Genomic DNA, 19,494 nt, shown 5'->3' with positions numbered 1-19,494 from the left:
GGGTGTAGACATGCATTTAAATGTGAATAGTAGATCTACGTTTCGGCTGGAGGGAGTAATTTCCATTTGCCCGCCAGATCACTTGGCAACGCCAGTTCGCCATGCTTTGAATATGCTGACGAGAGATATCAGGCAAGTGCTCGGTACGGAGCCCATTTTAGTGAATGATCCAGCCGAGGCTGAGATCGTCGTTCGTTATGCGTCTAAGCATGATGGCTGTGCGGTTCATGCGGAAGCATTTGCTCTGCGATATATGCACGAAGGTGAGAAGTCGCAGCTGCATATCGTTGCGAATGATCACTTGGGACTCGTTTACGGCATCTTGCATGTGAGTGAAACGGTTTTAGGGATTCATCCATTCTGGTTTTGGATGGATCAGTCGATACAGACATATACGTCGATAGATGTAATTAGCGAGCCATATGACTCACCTGTTGCTAAGGTTAGATTTAGAGGATGGTTCGTGAATGATGAGGTATGCCTGATCGGCTGGAAAGAGGCTTACCCACCGTCGCGTGAAGTATGGTTGCCTGTGTTTGAAGCGCTGCTTCGCTGCGGTGGAAATATGGTGATTCCGGGGACGGATCTCCCGAAGACAGGCATTCACTTAGAGCTGGCAGCAGAAATGGGGTTGTGGATTACACATCACCATGCGGAGCCTTTGGGCGCAGAAATGTTCCTCAGAGCTTACACAGGGAGATCCGCAAGTTATAAGGAGGCTCCTGAATTATTTGAAAAGCTATGGCTGGAAGCCATTGAGAAGCAAAAGAACCAAAACATCCTGTGGGTGCTCTCATTCAGAGGGCAGGGGGATAAGCCTTTTTGGGAGAATGATCCCTCCTTTGATACACCAACAAAGCGTGGGGAAATGATTTCCCGCGTCATTTATCGCCAATACGAGATGATTAAGGAAGCCGTTGATAACCCCGTCTATTGTGTGGCTTTGTACGGTGAGATTGCGGAGCTATACAAAGGCGGTTATATTGATTTGCCTCCTGATGTGATCAAAATTTGGGCCGATAATGGCTATGGTAAAATGGTTTCGCGCCGGCACGGCAATTTGAATGTGCGGATGCCAGCGCTGCCTGCTGCGGATGATGGGGGTCAGCATGGTATCTATTACCACGTCACCTTCCATGATCTTCAAGCGTCGAATCATTTGACGATGTTTCAAGGTTCCGCTGCCTTTGTGAAGGAGGAAGTGGAGAGCGCTTTTGATGCGGGATGTACCGATTATCTCCTGCTCAATTGCGGGAATATTCGTCAGCATGTGTACATGCTAGATATCATTCGTGAGCTGTGGCTTCAAGGAACGATGGATACGGAGACTCATTTACATGCCTTTGTTAGTCGTTATTACCCAAGTCATCAGGCAGAAATTGCTGATATATACCGAACTTATACAGAGGCGGCAGTTGTTTATGGGGCTCATACAGATGATCTGGCTGGAGAAGAATTCTATCATCATCCTGCGAGAAGACTGATAGGACATTGGCTGAAAGGTCGCTCAGAAGCAGCTGATCAAGGATTATTGTGGGCGACTGGTGAAGTGACATTCACTGAGCAAGTGCGATGGTTTGAACAGCGCAGTGAAGAGGGACACGCTTCTTGGTCAAAGTGGGTTTACAAATGTGAAGACCTACTTAGCAAGCTAGGTGGAAATGACAAGCAGCGAATTGTTGACCATTTGTGGCTCCAGGGTGTCATTCACCAAACGGGATCAGAAGGCTTGTTCTGGCTCTGCCGTTCCTATGCTGCTGCACTTAGCGAGCAGTATGCGCAAGCTTTTGTATTTGCCTCCCAATCGATGTGGTGTTATAACAGAGGTTTACAAGCACTTCGTTTGGCTGAGCACGGCAAGTGGGCGAATTTCTACCGAGCCGATTGGCTGACCAATATCGCAAGTACTGTTAATAATATAGATACACTGCGTAGATTCCTACGCATGCAGGGAGACAGTCCTGACTTTTTCCACTGGTACAAAGAATACCTCATGCCAGAAACGGAGAAATATATTTATTTGGAAAACACACATCGGAATCCACTTCCAGATGATGAGCTTGCTGTACAATTACAGCACTATTTTAGTAAACAAAAGTAGCTGTAATTTGAACCATTCTTTGTTCCGACGTATAATAACAGGAGCTCTGGATAAAGGATGATGGTAAATATGAATGACAAGAATGGAAGCGTGTATATCCGCTTTTTGGAAATAAGTGACACAGATGATATGTTGGATCTCTTACTGCGTAACCGTCAATTATTTGAGGGCGTATGCCCTAAGCGCAATGCATCTTTTTATACAAAAGAAGTGCAAGAGAAGAGTATTCTAACTGGTAATTTACAAAGAGAAGAAGATAAACGATACGCTTTCGGTATTTTTTTAAACGAAACGCAGCAACTCATCGGGGATATTTCGCTATTTGAAGTCCAACGCGGGCCTCATCAGAAATGTATCCTTGGCTATAGTATGGACCAGGCACACAATGGAAAAGGCTACATGACAGAAGCGATTCAGCTTGTTATGAAATTTGCTTTTGAGGAAGCGGGCCTACAGCGAGTAGAAGCAGGCGTGATGCCGCGTAACTTGGGATCGATGCGTGTGTTGGAAAAGGCTGGTTTCCAGCAAGAAGGTCTCGCTCGCAAGTTGTTGGAAATTAACGGCGTACGTGAGGATCACGTGCAGTTCGCTATGCTGGTAGAAGATTTTTTGAAAGCGTAATAGAATGCTTGAACGGTAAAACAATAATACGGTGGCCCTAGACTTTTTTGTCTTGGGTTATTTTTTTTACCACAAAAAGGAACCTTTTCGTAGTTGAACGGTCTTATACATAGAGGTGAGGGCGTGGCGAACGATTTGGAGTATTTAAAACATTTGGCCAATGGGTACGATCGAGAACTTGTACTACGAGACCTCATGGAAAACTTCGGGGAAGATGTATGGAACTTTGCCTATTTTTTGACACGTCGTTCACATGTGGCAGACGATATTGCCCAAGAAGTGTTCCTTGCCGCATTTACAGGGATGTATGCATTTCGCGGGGAATGCTCGGTGAAAAGTTGGTTGCTAACTATAACAAGAAATAAATCACTTCATTATCTACAGGGGGCTTTTTTCCGAAAAGTAACTTTAACAGATCGTTTCATCGCACCCGGTAGCTCACCAGCTGCCGAGCAGGTTGTCTTCGATCGGATGGAAAACCGAGATCTCTGGGATGTAGTGATGACGTTGCCTCGTAAATATAGGGAAGTGCTTATTTTAGATTATCATTATGGTCTCAAAATGAATGAAATTGCCAAACTATTGCATGTCTCAGTAGGAACCGTGAAATCAAGATTGCATCGGGCCAAGACAAAGATGAGTAAGTTAGTAACCTTGAACAAGGAGGATGCGTAAATCATGCGTGATGAAAAGCCTGACTGGGCAAAACGAATGTCGGTTTCGCCTTTTGCAGATCGTCATTTTACAAAGCAGCTTGCAAATGGTGTGATAGTACGTGTCAATGAAGCGGGTAATACCTTGAGACGTAGATATAAATGGGGAGCGGCAATTACGATGCTGCTGATTGTCGTTCTTGTATTTGGTCTTGCAGGTACGCCAAACTCCGAATATGTACACGTCCAAGAGCAGAGAGCCTATTACGAGCAGGGGCGTCTGATGTTCTCGGTTTCACCAGAACCCCAAGCGCGAGCAGGAGTAATGAACGGTTATATCTTTCATTTTGAAGAGACGATGGAGACATATAAAGGGAAAACGCTAACGATTCAGGCGGTGCAACTCCAAACAGGACGCCGTGAAACGGTCTCTTCTGAGAAGATTGCAACATCTAGCCCAGGGTACTCTGGGTTAGAAAGGTATGCTATTCGTTTTACACTCCCTCTTGCTGGCCTGTGGCAACTAGATGTGACTTTAGATAATCAACCCTATGGTGATGTAACAGTGAACATGGGTGATCCGTCTTGGGAGATCAGTCCGATGTTTCAATCTGGCAATTATTGGATGCGTGGGATTGAGAATCAGGTTGGCTTTATTGATGCTGGTTTTATCGCTGGCAAGACGAATAAATACATGTGGCACTTCTGGGGGACAGATGAGAAGTTGAATGGGCCTTTCGAGGTATTTGCTGTAAAGGAAGGAACAGATACGCTGATTGAAGTCTTTTCCTCCAATAAATTTTCTTCCGCAAACGCCCTAGGGGGTTCAAATAATGGTGCAGACCGTCATCTTCCAACTTCGATGATGCTGCCAGAAAAAGGCCGATGGCGGTTACTGCCCTACGTGCAAGGTCACTTACTGAATTCGATTGTGGTCGATGTGAAGTAGGATCTGTCTATTACTTGTACCCAAGTGCGACAACCTGTGACCGGACTGAACAAAATTGCTAGTTTTAGCTAGTCGTACTGCAAGAAAACATGGGATGATTTGTGTACGATAAAAGAGTAGTAATCATAGTAATCCAAGAGGATATTGAGGAGGCAGACGCAATGTCACAAGTTACGAACTTTCAATTAACAGAGGAAATGATCAACCAATTTTACCGTGAGGGGTATTTCTACGCACCTGGTTTTATTACACCGGAAACTGTGGAAGCGATTAACAAAGAGAATGCCGTGTTCGCGAATACGATGGGGAACGGGCAATGGAAAAGTCATGCTATTATTGATATCGCCAAAGAAAGTGAGGCTTATCCCCAAACAACCAGCTTTCTGACGAATCAGGATGTTGTTCGCGTATTTGAACGTATTTTGGGTGATGACGTTAAGCTTTGGATGGGGATGTATGCCGTCGTAGATCCTCAGGGGAAGGGTCTTGAGTGGCATCAGGATAACCAATATACCCACATTCTTGGCCATATGCTGAATGGTTTCATTGCACTTGATCATATCTCGCAGGAAAATGCGGGACTTTGGCTGGCGCCAGGCTCTCATCTGTTGGGTCGGCAACCTAATATCAATACAGAAGAGGGGCATCGAAGAGCAGCTGAACCAGCCAATGGCGCACCGTGTAACCCGATGGCACCAGGGGATGCGGTATTTTTCCATCGAGAAACGCTTCACCATAGTAAAATGAACCATACCGATAAGCCAAGACGTGCCTATGCCTTCCAAGTTGGAGCTGCGAGCTGCCGTTATGCCAAGACGGGTAAGTTGCTGGAAGATCGCGTACAGCTATCAGGTTACCAATCCTAAGAGGTTGAAGTGAGGCGGTGGCTCATCGCTTGCGGTAAGCTCTCGGTGTCAATTGGTGAAACGTTTTGAACACTTTATTGAAATAACTGGCTGAACCGAAGCCGCAAGTCAAGGCAATCTCGGTAATGGATTTCGTCGTGGCGTGCAGCATATGCCCGGCATACTGAAGTCTCAACCGAACGATAAACTCATTCGGAGTTAGACCTGTCACTTCCCTGAATTTGGTATAAAACCATGTTTTCTTCAGGTGTGATTGGGCAATCACAAGGTCCATATCCAAGTCCTCAGACCAATGCGTCATTACATATTCAATCGCCTGAATAATGCCACTGGAAGAGGAATCATCTTGGCAGTAATCACGGTTATGTGTAAAATAATACCTTTGCATGTGAACAAGCATTTGGATCATCAAAGTTTGCTGTTGAAGCTCCCAGCCGGGAAGTGCTTGTTTCTCCTCCTCGAGAGCTTCAATGGCCAATCGTTGCACGGCTTGTGCGTAGACTGTATTTGCAGGAATAAGAGGAGAGGTATTCGTCATGTAAAAGGGGGTAAGTAAGCTGGAACCTCGCGGCACGAAGCCGACAAAGGAGGGAGAAAAAAGCAACATGATCCAGCGACTCGGCTGTCCCTCTTCTTGAATGAGATTCCAATGCGGCTCAAAAGGGCGTAACAGGAAAATATCCCCTGGTCCTGAATAATAGCAGGCATCTCCAATCTTATATTTCATCCCTTGATCCAGCGCGATGCTGACCTCAAGTGCATCGTGCATATGTAAATCATGATCAGTGAATTGGGCGTATTTCTCTTGAATGGTGTAACCGGAAGTTAGGGGCATGCGCTCATACTGCATGTTAGTTTCACTCCTTCTTTTTCAAGATTTAGTATATCTTTTTTTCGAAATGAAGTCTTATCTAAAATGACAAAACCAATGTTCCGTCTGGGTAGATGACCTAGGCGGTTTTTTCTATTAAACATAAGAAAAGACATAGAGGTATAAGTGAAGACAATGACAAAGGAAAAATAGGGGAGTAAACTGCAGAGATGATGAATAAACGAAAAAGGAGAGTGTTGTTATGCTAAACAATTTCTTGCCAGCTCCCGTAAACGGTGGATTCCGAATGGAAGATTATTGGGTCTGGTGCGGATCAGCCGTTCAAGGGGAGGATGGCAGATTCCACTTATTTGCCTCTAGATGGCCGAAATCACTTCCGATGCACCCTGGCTGGTTAGTATCCTCAGAGATCGTTCGTGCTGTTTCAGATCGACCGGAAGGTCCGTACTCGTTTGAAGAGGTGGTTTTACCTGCACGAGGAGCAGAATATTGGGATGGTCGCAGTACACATAACCCTCATATTGTTAAGCATGAGGGCATGTATTTATTGTATTACATGGGGTCAACGCATCCATTTCCTGATCCGATTGTGGGAGATGGATTTGGTCTGCAAGATCCGCGATGTATCGTTGCTCGGTCGAACAAGCGCATTGGGTTGGCGGTGTCAACTAGCGTGTTCGGACCCTGGCAGCGGCGTGATGAACCTATTTTATCAACAAGGCCAGGGAAGTTCGACAGTTTCTTAACGTCCAATCCTGCTCCTTGCGTAAATGAAGACGGTTCCGTGCTATTGATCTATAAAGCTAGACAATATGAAGGCTATGGACATGGGAAAATGACTTTTGGGGTTGCACAAGCACCTCATTACGCAGGGCCATACCGTGTGATGAGTGAAAACCCGCTTTTTCCTCCGGACGCACATTTGGAAGACCCATTCGTGTGGCGAACAGATGATGGATATGCCATGATTGCGAAGGATATGGATGGACATTTATCTGGCGAAAAGTACGGTGGTGTATACGCTTTTTCGAAGGATGGTATATCCTGGGAAATTCGTCCGTCGCTTGCATATTCTCGTAACGTAGCATGGGATAATGGCATTACAAAAACAATGGGTAATTTAGAACGACCTTTTCTATTGTTTCAAAATGGTCAGCCTACGCATTTATTTGCCGCTACTTCGGATGGTACCAATGGCTTCCATGATGCCCAACAAACTTGGAATATGGTGATTCCGTTAGCTCATGAGTGAGCAACATTAGGATGGAGGGACACTTGGATGTCAAAGACAGAAGTTATAACGGAGATCAATCTCGCGCTAAATGGCAAAGTAACTTGCAGCTCAGAAAGTTCGAATGGGACTGGCCATCAAGCGGTCGATGGTGCCCTTGATACTTGTTGGCAACCATTGAGCTCCGATCGCAGGGAGAATAACCGCGTATGGATCACGGTTGACCTCGGGGACTGCTATTCTTTCAATGTTGTCCAGTTGAAGCTGGCGTCCGGTTTCATTCATAAATACCAAATTCTTCATTCTACTGATGGAGAAATTTGGCGGGAAGCGTTTAGCAGGGAAACGTCGAGAGGTGGCATTCATTCAGACGAAAGTGCTCTGTTTCCAAAAGTTAGAGGAAGATATGTCACTTTGGATGTGGAACTATTTGATCCAGAGCGGGATTTTCAGCTTATTGAACTCGGTATATATGAACGGCTAACGATCCCTTCTGGCCCCTTGTTAGATCGCGTAGTTTGTAAGGTTGAAGGTCGCGCTTACGATCAAGACGATACTTTAACAGTACAAGTGAACAATCGGGTGCAGTTGGATCTGATGGGGATTCTAACAGACGGTTCAGATATCTACTTCGATTTTGAGGATATCTCGCTTAGCAACAGCCACGCGGATGTGGTGACAATAGATAAGAATTGGGTAGTAAGCAGTCTCAAGTCAGGCATTTCACAGATAAAGATAAGTGTCACTTTAGACGGGGTGATGAAAGAGGCTAGCTTCTTTATTGATGTAAGTGATCCTACAGAGTGGTTAGTTGATATCAATATGGTACATCCCTCATTGGTTATGGATATCGGTCAGCCAGCCTTCTTGGAATATGGTTGTCCATATCCAGATGTGCATGTGAAACCCACTGAGGCAATGACGATGGATGTTTCTTTAGTAAACATGACTTTGGAACAGCTGGTTGATCGGCATTCTGAAATTCATGTGGCCTCGGGCACGGCGTCGGTTATTACATTTCCAGGTGAAGTGAGGGAGTCTGGTAACTACCGAATAAGCGTTGTCATGGAATTAGAAGGAGGCCGCTTCTTCTATGATGCTTTTTATTTTACCGTTAAGGATTCTCACAGTAATAAAGATGGGCAAAGTGAAATCGTACATATCGATGACAAGGGGAAACTGGCTTACGTACCTGATTACAAAGGGAATCAGATCCTCGATTTCTCAAATTGCGGTTATGGTGGGGGAGACGTTGCCTTACCTGATGTGGAGACAGTTATTGTCCTTGAACCTGTGGAAGGAGATAATACGACACATATCCAGGCAGCAATTGATCAGCTAGCTGATGTACCGCTCTCTGTCTCAGGTTTTCGAGGTACCGTTCTTTTGAAAAAAGGTGTCTATCCCATCGGCGGTACATTGCAGATTCAAGCAAGCGGCATTGTCGTACGTGGTGAGGGGGAAAGCGAAGATGGAACCCTACTGTATGCCACAGGTACAACGCAGCGAAATGTGATTGAAATTAGGGGCGAATCAGTTCCTTGTTTACTGCCCGATACACAGAAAACTATTTGTGATCTTTATGTGCCAACGGGAGCACGAACGATCCATGTTAGCGATGCATCTTGTTATCGGGTGGGAGACACCGTCAAGGTGCTCCGCTATGGAAACGAACGATGGATTCATGCCATTGGCATGGACGCCATTCGCTTGAGGCCCATTGGAGGAGGAACTGTTCAATGGCTTCCGTTCCAGCTGGAGTTCGATAGAGTAATTACTCATATCGATGGCAATTGCATAACACTGGACGCGCCTATCGCGAATGCAATTGAAAGCCGCTGGGGAGGCGGGGCTTTGATTAAATACGCGGATACGGGCCGTATCGAGCAGATCGGTATCGAGTATTTGAGAGTGGTTGTTTCGTACGATCCAACTATCCATGAATCACGAATCGACGGCAATGAGGGTAGTGAACCGTACCTAGCTGATGAGCAACATGCGATTAATTGTATAGATTTGGACAATGTCAAAAACGCATGGATTCGCAATGTCGTTGGCTTCCATCTCCAGCATGCACTGGTGCAGGTTGGTCGCTCTGCGAAATGGATAACCATCCAGGATTGTGCAGCCTATGACTTTGTCAGCGTAGTTACAGGTGGTCGCCGGTATGCCTTTCATCTCATGGGTGAGTTAACGCTCGTCCAGCGAGCTTTTACGGAAACCGCAAGACATGCTTTTGCCGTAGATGCGCGTGTTGCAGGGCCTAATGTATTCCTCGACTGTGAATCACAAAAGGATTATAACTCGAGTGAACCCCATCATCGGTGGTCAGTAGGCTGTCTTTATGACAATGTAACGGGCCGTATTCATATTCAGGATCGAGGGTGGTTGGGGAGCGGCCATGGCTGGTCTGGAGCGAACTATGTCACTTGGAATACCTCCAACGAGCTAGTCTCTCAACAGCCTCCAACGGCCCAAAACTATGCGATTGGACATGTCGGAACGCAAGGTAAGTCACTTCTCCCAAGTCCCTATGATCAACGGCAGCGCAAGGAAGCCTACTGGGAAAGTTTCGGGAGCCATGTAACCCCACGAAGTCTATATACACAACAGTTACTGGACCGTCTCATGGTGAAGGCGTGTAAATAAATTGCCCGAATGACTGTAAGTGGTCCATGCAATTCCGCATGGGCTTCTTAGCATGAGCTCTCTTCTATATTTGAATAGCCAGTTTAGGTAATGAGGGTAGTTAGTTTCGATTTTGAAGATGAAGTTACGATTATGATGATGATTATTTTCGGTGATTTGTATTAAATTGAAGAGGAGTGCACGCACTCAACATCTATGAAAGGAGTTTAAAGATTCGAGAGATTTCAGTGTCCACTGAGTAAGTAAGATTAAGGGAGGATGTATTTATGAAGAAAGGTAAACAAGTAGGAATGATGATGCTTTTGATGAGTTTGTTGCTTGCTATGATCCCATTCGCAGGTTATGCTGCTGACGCTAAATTGTCGGTCGTACCATCCGGTGTGACGGCGAGTGCGGATGATGGGAACGTGCCTGCCAATACGGTGGATGGAAGCTTAACGACACGTTGGTCAGCAAGTGGAGATGGGCAATGGATTAAATATGATTTGGGGTCTGTTAAGAAGGTTTCTTACATTAAAATGGCATTTATTAGTGGGGATACGCGAACATCGAATTTCGATATTCAAACCTCTACAGACAATGTTAATTTTACAACGGTTCAGTCGAATGTGACGAGTAGTTTAACGACAAGCCTTCAAACCTTTGATTTTCCAGATGTAGACCCCGCCCGTTATGTTCGCATAGTTGGACACGGCAATTCTGCAAACTTATGGAATAGTTATACCGAGGTCGAGATTTATGGCGACACTTCTGTAAGCGCTTCCGTAGATGTGAAGTTCTCCGTCTCAGGGTCTAACGTGACCGCAAGCGCGGACGATGGAAATGTCCCAGCGAACACGGTGGATGGGAACTTAACGACAAGATGGTCGGCTAGTGGGAATGGACAATGGATCAAGTATGATTTGGGGTCAAATGTTAAGGTAGCATTTATTAAAATAGCCTTTGTAAGCGGAGATACACGAACCTCCACTTTTGATATTCAAACGTCCACGGATAATGTGAATTTCTCGACGGTTCAGGCCAATGTGACGAGTTCTCTAAATACAAGCTTACAAACGTTCGACTTCGCAGATGTAGCATCAGCACGTTATGTGCGAATTGTTGGTCACGGCAACTCCAACAACTTATGGAACAGTTACACGGAGGTAGAGATTTATGGTGAGGCTCCTGTGATACCATGTGTTTCTGTTTCTACATCCGCACAGTTAGCAACTGCCTTAAGCAATGCTTCCGCAGGTACGACCATCGTGCTCGCTAACGGGACGTATGCCCAAACAGGACCATTTGTTTTAAGTAACAAAAATGGCACATCGAGCAGTCCAATCACAATTAAGGCAGCAAATGCAGGTCAGGCAATCATTTCTGGTGGCGCGTCGCTACAAATACAGAATTCATCCAACGTCGTGATCGAGGGATTGAAATTCACAAATTTAGGGAATACGGGACTTCTGTTAGATGGTTCGAATAACATTCGTGTAACTCGAAACCGATTCGCACTGCAAGCCACAGGCAGCACCCTCATCTGGCTTCAGGTTAGTGGCGTCAACAGTCATCATAATCGAATTGACCATAATGATTTTGGTCCGAAGAGTGATACAGATCCACTGATTGCTTATCAAGGCGATAACAATGGAAACATTTCTCAGTATGATGTCATTGAATATAATTACTTTCATGATGTGGGGCCATGGGTGGCAAATGGTAAAGAAACGATACGCCTTGGCTTATCTGGAATCTCCTTGTCCAATGGGTATAATACGATCCAGTACAATCTCTTTGAGAACTGCGATGGCGAACCGGAAATCGTGTCTGTGAAAAGCAGTAACAACACGGTTCGTTACAATACATTTAAGACTTCCAAGGGTGGACTCACTTCCAGACATGGGCATAACAACTCCTTCTATGGTAACTATTTCCTAGGAGATGGCGTAGAATCAGAACAAGCGGGCATTCGCATATATGGCAATGATCATAAGATTTACAACAATTACATGGAAAATCTAACAGCTAACGCGATCATTCTTGATAATGCTGATTATGATGGTGGTACAGGTGGTTATCCGTCTAATCCATCAGCGGATGACTTGAGAGCACAGTGGAAAATCTACCGTGCGCAAGTGGTCAACAATACGATTGTGAACAGTACGACGGGGATCATCGTTGGTTCGGGTAAACCCTTAGCTCCTCAGGACAGCAGGGTGGCTAACAATATCGTAAGAAATTCCACGGGTACGCTGTATTATGAAGTGGGGACTACCAATACAGTATTTGAGGGGAATATCGGTTACGGCAGTACAGTAAGCAATAATGGTTCGAGAACGACTTCCCAAATATGGAGCACGAATCCGTTGCTCACAACGGTAAATGGATTGCAAAAGTTGTCATCCACAAGTCCGGCGATCAATGCAGCAGTAGGAAGCTATGCGTATGTGACAGAGGATATGGATGGAGAATCACGTTCTTCCAATGACATTGGAGCGGATGAGCGGTCTTTAAGCACAACTTTTGGAAAACACCCTATGACAGCAGCAGAAGTTGGACCTAATGCGCCATAGATCGTGAAGAGTTTGAATACCGAGATTGTAGAAATGAAGAACGCACAGCTTGACTGTGCGTTCTTTCTTTCGTTTGTAATCGTTATCATTTTATATCTTGTGATTGCAGGATTATAGGCAAGAAGGGAGAATAGTATCCTTGTGTTTGCGTTACTTCCGAATTTGTATGATCGAAGACACCTTTTATGAATGGGACTAACTCAACATAATTAAAGTGTGGGAGGAAGAAGAGAACATGGCAGGAAACAAAGCAGTTGTCTACAGTAAGCCAGGAAGCGTTGAGATTCGTGACACCGATTATCCAGAACTAGTACTGAAGGATGGACCTGGCGTCAATCCCTTGAATGTCGGTAGAAAATGCGAGCATGGGGTTATACTGAAAGTCGTAACGACGAATATTTGTGGCAGTGACCAGCACATGGTGAGAGGTCGGACAACAGCTCCGTCAGGACTCATTTTAGGTCATGAAATTACAGGGGAAGTAATCGAGGTAGGACGCGATGTGGAATTTATAAAAAAGGGAGATTTAGTATCTGTGCCCTTTAATATAGCCTGTGGTCGTTGTCGCAGCTGTAGAGAGCGGAACACCAATGTATGCTTAAATGTAAATCCAGATCGGCCAGGTTCAGCCTATGGATATGTTGACATGGGAGGTTGGGTCGGCGGTCAATCGGAATATGTCATGGTGCCGTACGCAGACTTTCAACTGCTGAAATTCCCTGACAAAGATAAGGCAATGGAAAAGATCCTTGATCTGACGATGCTCTCAGATATTTTCCCGACGGGCTATCATGGTGCCGTTAGCGCTGGCGTTCGTCCAGGCTCAACGGTATATGTAGCCGGTGCTGGCCCAGTTGGTCTCGCTGCGGCACACTCCGCACAACTGCTTGGAGCAGCTGTGGTTATCGTTGGAGATCTGAATTCCGAGCGCTTAGCACAAGCGAAAAGCTTTGGATGTGAGACCGTTAATCTCCGCGAGAATGCAGATTTAGCAGGACAAATCGATCAGATTCTTGGCTCGCCTGAAGTAGATTCCGCCATCGACTGTGTAGGATTCGAAGCACATGGTCATGGCAAAGCGCATGGCGAAGCGCCTGCCACTGTGCTTAATTCCATCATGGAAGTAACTCGCGCGGGTGGCAGTCTGGGGATACCTGGACTCTATGTAACGGGTGACCCTGGTGCCGTGGATGAAGACTCCAAAATTGGCACATTAAAGATCCGTTTCGGACTAGGCTGGGCAAAATCCCACACATTTGTAACAGGTCAAACACCAGTTATGAAATACAATAGAGACCTAATGATGGCGATTCTCAGTGGCAGAGCACAAATCGCCAAAGCGGTTAATGCGACTCTTATTTCCTTGGCAGAAGCGCCGCAAGCGTATCAAGAATTTGATCGTGGTGTTTCTCGCAAATTTGTTATTGATCCACATGGACTTGTAAAATAATACCATATTATTTTGTTGAGGCTGGCCCGTATAGGGACAGCCTTTTTGCGATGCGAACTATTTGACGCTTTCATTGTCATTTGTAGAGAGTCCTGAATACCATGTTATAGATGCCTAAGCCTACGGGATAGAAGAAGAAAGGATATGATCGTTAACAAATGAAAAGGACATACAAAGTTAATGAGATCGCACGTTCAATTCGAAAAACGCAAGCGACTGTCGTGGAATGGTCCAAACAATTTGCTGATTTTCTTCCGACTACCGCTGTTGGAGGAAGCTTAAGATATACAGAAGAAGCAGTCGAAGTCTTTCGCGTGATTGCCAAATTAAAAGATGCCAATAAATCTCTTAAGCTGATAAACGAACATTTACAGGAAATGAGCCTAAAAGGAATTCATACGCCGAGTAATGAAGTGAACCTTGTTACTCCGACACCTGCCGCTGACCTGGAATTAAACGTACCCCCAGTAGAAAACCAAACTAGCCCGCTAGTCAGCAATGAGATCTTGGAACTACGTAATTTGGTCCAGTTTTTAACGCAAAAAATAGAAGCAAATAAAACGCCAAAACGCATAAACGAACAGCCAGAAGAAAATCCAATGGTAAGCATATCTTCACTATCAAGTGGTAGACAAGTAGCGCCTACTAAGAATTATGTCAATGTTTTGTTCGATGAGCTTTCGAATGAAGTCACGGAACTTCGAAATATAGTCCTTACATTTATGGAAAAGATGATCGAGGTCACAACGGACGCTAATCAAGATGAACGGTTAGCCAACATGGCTGACTCATTAAATATTCAATTCAACGGCATTTCCGAAGAAGTTGCCGAGCTGCGTAATATCATTAAAGTTTTTACTTACAAAGTAGCTGAGGTGATTGAGCAAGACGACAGCAAAGAAGTTGCCGCTAATGTGGATGTACTCAACACGCAATATAAAAGTGTATCCGATCAGGTAACTGAACTGCAGCATGTGCTCTATACGGTTCAGCCCAAGTTGATTGAAACGCTTGAGCACGAGCTCAAAGATGAAATGCTAGCCGTGACAAAAGAGCAACAAGAACAACAAGAACAACAAGTACAACAGCATGGAAGTATTACAAAGCTAGAGGATGAGCTCCAAGAACTCGCTACCATTCAGCTCAAAATGACAGAAGCGCTGGAGCAGAGTTTTAGAGGAGATTTACTCGCAGCAACAACGGAGTTACAGACGCAACTTCATGAAAATGTCTCGACTTTGGCACAGGAGCTCCAAGAGTTCTATACGGTACAGCCCAAAGTGATTGATGCACTGAAACAAAATCTCAGAGGTGAGTTCCAGGTCACGACAAGTGAGTTACAGGCACAGCTTCATGAAAGTGTCGCGACTTTGGCAAAGGAGCTGCAAGAGTTCTATACGGTTCAGCCCAAAGTCATAGAGGCACTGAAACAAAATATCAAAGGTGAGTTCCAGGTTACGACAAGTGAGTTACAGGCACAGCTTCATGAAAGTGTCTCGACCTTGGAGCAAGAACTGCAAGAGTTTTATACGGCACAACCCAAAGTCATAGAGGAACTGAAACAAAATCTTAAAGGTGAGTTCCAAGTCACGACAAGTGAGTTACAGGCACAGCTTCATGAAAGTGTCTCGACCTTGGAGCAAGAACTGCAAGAGTTTTATACGGTTCAGCCCAAAGTAATAGAGGAACTGAAACAAAATCTTAGAGGTGAGTTCCAAGTCACGACAAGTGAGTTACAGGCACAGCTTCATGAAAGTGTCTCGACCTTGGAGCAAGAACTGCAAGAGTTTTATACGGCACAACCTAAGACCACAGAGGCTTTGGAGAGAAATATCCGAAATGATATGCAGACAGTGACAAATGAGTTGAAACATCAACTTTCTGAAAGCATCACAAAGATGGAGCAGGAACTCGAAACCTTTGAACCCAAAGTCACGCAAGTGTTGGAGCAAAATCTCAGAAATGAAATGCATGCAGTGACGTATGAATTGCGAAAACAGCATAAGGAAAGTATCACAGAATTAGAGCAAGATATGCGTAATAATTATGCTACCAATTCTCAGAAATTAAATGAGCTTATTGAACAAGCGATTAACAGTCAAGTTGTTAACAATGAAGAATTATTAAACAATCGATTTGATAGTATCACGATACAATTGTCTTCCCAACAACGATTGCTTGATAAGCTCGCAAAGTTTCTGGGGATTTAAATAGTCTGCCGCAAGGAAGAGGCTGTCTCAAGGCAGCTATAGGAGCAACGTAAGTCGAAAAAATCGAGTTACAGGTGGCGAGAGTGGCAATAGGAGCAACGTAAGTCGAAAATAACGAGTTACAGGTGGCGAGAGTGGCAATAGGAGCAACGTAAGTCGAAAAAATCGAGTTACGTGTGGCGAAAGTGGCCCAAGTAGCAACGTAAGTCGAAAAAATCGAGTTACAGGTGGCGAAAGTGGCAATAGGAGCAACGTAAGTCGAAAAAATCGAGTTACAGTGGGCGAAAGTGGCAATAGGAGCAACGTAAGTCGAAAAAATCGAGTTACAGGTAGCGAAAATGGCAATAGGAGCAACGTAAGTCGAAAAAATCGAGTTACGGGTGGCGAAAGTGGCAATAGGAGCAACGTAAGTCGAAAAAATCGAGTTACGGGTGGCGAGTGTGGCAATAGGAGTAAGTCGAAAAAATCGAGTTACGGGTGGCTAGAGTGGCAATAGGAGCAACGTAAGTCGAAAAAATCGAGTTACGGGTGGCGAGTGTGGCAATAGGAGCAACGTAAGTCGAAAAAATCGAGTTACGCGTCGCGAAAGCAGCCAAAGTAGCACTTCCCCAGTAACATCACAAAAGCCTCCAACCCCACTCGAAGTGGAATTGGAGGCTACTTGCTGTATCGGGCATCACACGATACCAAACTAGTCTAGCGGAATGTAAGAATAAGTGATGATTTTGACGCCATGTTGAGCGGTGATAACAGCTGAATGCCATCTTCGCATCTATTAAAAGCTAGGTTAACCCCATCATGCTGCAGGTGTTGGATCGATGGCAATTCCGCCAAAGGGAGCTTCAATTGGCTAAGCTCCAGCTTACCACCGAGCACCTGTATGTGAATCTGCTCGGCAGTTTGCTCATACGTCCCCCAGCCCATATCCAGGGACCACACAGTTCGGAACTTACCCTCGACCAGTTGTACGGGACGGAAGCCAATCATCTTACAGACCATGTTATATTCAAAACCGCTAAAAGCCTGAATCAAAGCGTAACTCGCCATAGATCGGGCATAGTTGCTTCCACACTCGATCTCATTCCAAGGATTTCGTTTCTCGCCGTCATAACGATCCCGAATTGCCGCAACGATGGAGACGCCTTCCTCGATAAAACCTTCTTGAATCATGTGCGATGCAGCCTGGTATTCGAATCCCGTCATGGTTTCCGAGTTGTAAGTCAATGGAATAGCAGGCTTGCTCACGCCATTCGGCCATGTGCAGATAACAAGGCCACCCTCGTCATTGAGTGCATACAACCGCCACGTATTCGCTTCCTGTCGCATGCTAGATTTGAAGTTGTGCTGATACAACGATTTCAAAGCGATTTGCGTCTGCTTCTTATCAAAAATCTCACCTAATCCGCACAGATTAGCATGCCATTGAGCGATGACCTGATCAATGGCGCAGCCTCCGGCGATCTGATATTTGATTTCGCCAGTCTCCTTATTCCAATAGCTTTGGATGGTTTCTTCACCAAAAGAATCAAGAACTGTTTTATCTGTTAAATCAATGTGTTGTACATAGTAAGAACCGTTAAACAAATGCTCATTAACCCAAGCTTTACCGGTTTCAAAGATCTGCATGTAGGCTTCAGCTGTCTTCTCATCGTCTAGAAATGAAGCCATTTCTGCACCTGCCTTGAGAGCAGCCAAATAAAATCCGCTTAGCCAGGAGTTGGCACCATAGAGCTCCATGTCTAAGGTGTGATGCTGGCGGCCTGTCAGAACACCTTTCTTCTCAGGGTCCCATTTGTCTTCGTTCGTGTCAGCCCAAGCATATTCGATCGATTGTTTGACAGCGGGCCAAATCGAGCGCAACCACGCGGTATCCCCAGATATTTTCCATTCCCGATATGCCTTCAGAACACCGCCGAATTGACCATCCGCGCAGGCACGGTAGTTATTTCGCTCTCTTCCAAGCGGCAGCATCAAACGAAAGGACATGCGACCATCCTCGCGTTGATTGTACGTGAAATCCAGATCGCGCATGCTGCGCTCCAAGGAAGGGAACAGAAAAGGCAAGGCATAGGCATAATTCCAGACATGGGTGCACGAGCCTTCACAACAGCCGGTATCTGCAATGGAGCCCTCAAATCCATAGAAGGAACCATCTGTCAGGCGTAGACTTGTTGCTGTTTTGATAACAGAAAGATTAGCCGAGACGGCGTCAAGCACAGCAGCTGGCAAAGTAGATAAGAATAACGCTTCCTTAAAAGCTAGCGTGTCTCCATACAGGCGATCCCAATGGTTGAAAGCGTACTGTGCAGTCGACTGAGAATCTGGGAACAGTGTTGCATAGTAATTGTGCCATGTATTGGGACCAGATGGGTTAGGGTTCCAATAATTGACGACCTGGGGAAAATGCCAAGAGATTGTGAATCGAATCTTTTGCTTCTGTCCGGGCAGTAAGGCCAGATGTCCGGCTAACGATGCTGTGTCCTTGCGACGCGGTGGGCGCTCATCTTCCTGGTATTGTCTATTCATGAATGGTCCAGGTTGAGTGAAATCATGCCAGAACATTTCCAGATTATCGCACCATTCACCACGGTACCAAAACTCTTGATAACTAACATTGGCAGCATCCGTAGCTATTGTAATATCCCCGAATGGAGGATCATCACGATTGATTTGATTGGAACTCAGCTTAATCATATGTAATTCGCGATCATGCTCCCCAACGGCATGTTTGTAGGTGTGAATGATTTTTTCAGTTGGCTGCGGATTACTGGCCGAGAGGCATATCGTATAGGTAAGGATGCTTTCCGTTGTGTTTTCAATCTCCCATTCGAAGAAGGCAGCAGGTAGGCTGGAATCATCCGCCTGGAGTGGGATCAAGGGATTATAAGCGATTAATCGAACATTGCCAGGGAAAGCCGGCTCTGCAAAAGTCATTTCGGCCAAAGGAAATTCCCCTTGAAACGTTACCTCTTGAAAATGTGGCATACCAGCCATCGTCTGGCTTTCGGGGCCAAATCCATATCCACTATGCAAAGGTCCACCGCGGATATATTCACCCATATAGGGGGCTTGCATATCGCCTTGAAGCACACGTGCATCGACAACTGCACCATCGCGCTCTACTTTAATAGCGAAGTGACTAAAACCGTTAAAACTCTTCTTATTCGGTCGATTGAAGATTTCCCAATCGACAAGTTGGCCATTGCCTGCAAGGCCAATGCTTCCACTGCCGATTCCTCCTAATGGAAAGCTGATTTCCCTTGTTTTAAGGCCTTTATACATGTTTTTCATACCTTCAACCTCACTTCAGTAAATGGTATACTAATACCCATATCGCATCTTTAGTATAAGGGAAGGGCAGGAATATGCCTTTGTAA

General features: G+C 45.3%; 12 protein-coding genes. 10 read left to right on the top strand and 2 right to left on the bottom strand.

From position 1 onward, the window contains the following. Positions 1-10: 10 nt before the first annotated feature. The 5 genes from AC58QM_RS06975 (at position 11) to AC58QM_RS06955 (ending at position 5,190) form a co-directional block, all read left to right on the top strand. Positions 11-2,101 (top strand): glycosyl hydrolase 115 family protein, encoded by a 2,091-nt coding sequence (locus AC58QM_RS06975; RefSeq protein ID WP_497282504.1) that lies wholly within the window; start codon positions 11-13, stop codon positions 2,099-2,101. 69 nt (positions 2,102-2,170) lie between these two features. After that, positions 2,171-2,722: a GNAT family N-acetyltransferase gene (locus tag AC58QM_RS06970; protein ID WP_497282502.1), complete on the top strand. Its 552-nt coding sequence runs from the start codon at positions 2,171-2,173 to the stop codon at positions 2,720-2,722. 123 nt (positions 2,723-2,845) lie between these two features. Next, positions 2,846-3,397: an RNA polymerase sigma factor gene (locus AC58QM_RS06965; protein WP_497282500.1), complete on the top strand. Its 552-nt coding sequence runs from the start codon at positions 2,846-2,848 to the stop codon at positions 3,395-3,397. Positions 3,398-3,400: 3 nt separating this feature from the next. Continuing rightward, positions 3,401-4,324, top strand: a complete 924-nt coding sequence (locus AC58QM_RS06960) for a DUF4871 domain-containing protein (protein ID WP_497282498.1) — start codon at positions 3,401-3,403, stop codon at positions 4,322-4,324. Between the two features lie 161 nt (positions 4,325-4,485). After that, complete coding sequence (locus AC58QM_RS06955) at positions 4,486-5,190, top strand: phytanoyl-CoA dioxygenase family protein (protein WP_497282496.1); 705 nt, start codon at positions 4,486-4,488, stop codon at positions 5,188-5,190. A gap of 22 nt (positions 5,191-5,212) precedes the next feature. On the opposite strand, the gene AC58QM_RS06950 is transcribed toward AC58QM_RS06955, so the two are convergent. Next, entirely contained in the window at positions 5,213-6,040 is an 828-nt protein-coding gene (locus AC58QM_RS06950; RefSeq protein ID WP_497282494.1) for a helix-turn-helix domain-containing protein, read from the bottom strand. Positions 6,041-6,263: 223 nt separating this feature from the next. Here AC58QM_RS06950 and AC58QM_RS06945 point away from each other — a divergent pair, with 223 nt between their 5' ends. The 5 genes from AC58QM_RS06945 (at position 6,264) to AC58QM_RS06925 (ending at position 16,117) form a co-directional block, all read left to right on the top strand. Continuing rightward, on the top strand, positions 6,264-7,274 hold the full coding sequence (locus AC58QM_RS06945) for a glycoside hydrolase family protein (RefSeq protein WP_497282493.1): 1,011 nt from the start codon (positions 6,264-6,266) through the stop codon (positions 7,272-7,274). A gap of 27 nt (positions 7,275-7,301) precedes the next feature. Then, positions 7,302-9,902, top strand: a complete 2,601-nt coding sequence (locus tag AC58QM_RS06940) for a discoidin domain-containing protein (protein WP_497282491.1) — start codon at positions 7,302-7,304, stop codon at positions 9,900-9,902. A gap of 266 nt (positions 9,903-10,168) precedes the next feature. Further along, on the top strand, positions 10,169-12,457 hold the full coding sequence (locus tag AC58QM_RS06935; protein WP_497282490.1) for a chondroitinase-B domain-containing protein: 2,289 nt from the start codon (positions 10,169-10,171) through the stop codon (positions 12,455-12,457). 235 nt (positions 12,458-12,692) lie between these two features. Next, positions 12,693-13,907, top strand: a complete 1,215-nt coding sequence (gene fdhA, locus AC58QM_RS06930; protein WP_497282488.1) for a formaldehyde dehydrogenase, glutathione-independent — start codon at positions 12,693-12,695, stop codon at positions 13,905-13,907. A 158-nt stretch (positions 13,908-14,065) separates the two neighbouring features. Next, positions 14,066-16,117 (top strand): MerR family transcriptional regulator, encoded by a 2,052-nt coding sequence (locus AC58QM_RS06925; RefSeq protein WP_497282487.1) that lies wholly within the window; start codon positions 14,066-14,068, stop codon positions 16,115-16,117. Positions 16,118-16,813: 696 nt separating this feature from the next. Here the strand turns inward: AC58QM_RS06925 and AC58QM_RS06920 are convergent. Beyond that, positions 16,814-19,408, bottom strand: coding sequence for a GH116 family glycosyl-hydrolase (locus AC58QM_RS06920; RefSeq protein WP_497282486.1), 2,595 nt, complete (start codon positions 19,406-19,408; stop codon positions 16,814-16,816). Positions 19,409-19,494 lie beyond the last annotated feature (86 nt).

The sequence above is a fragment of the Paenibacillus sp. J22P165 genome (assembly GCF_059692015.1).
This window is presented reverse-complemented; position numbering and strand designations above follow the sequence as displayed.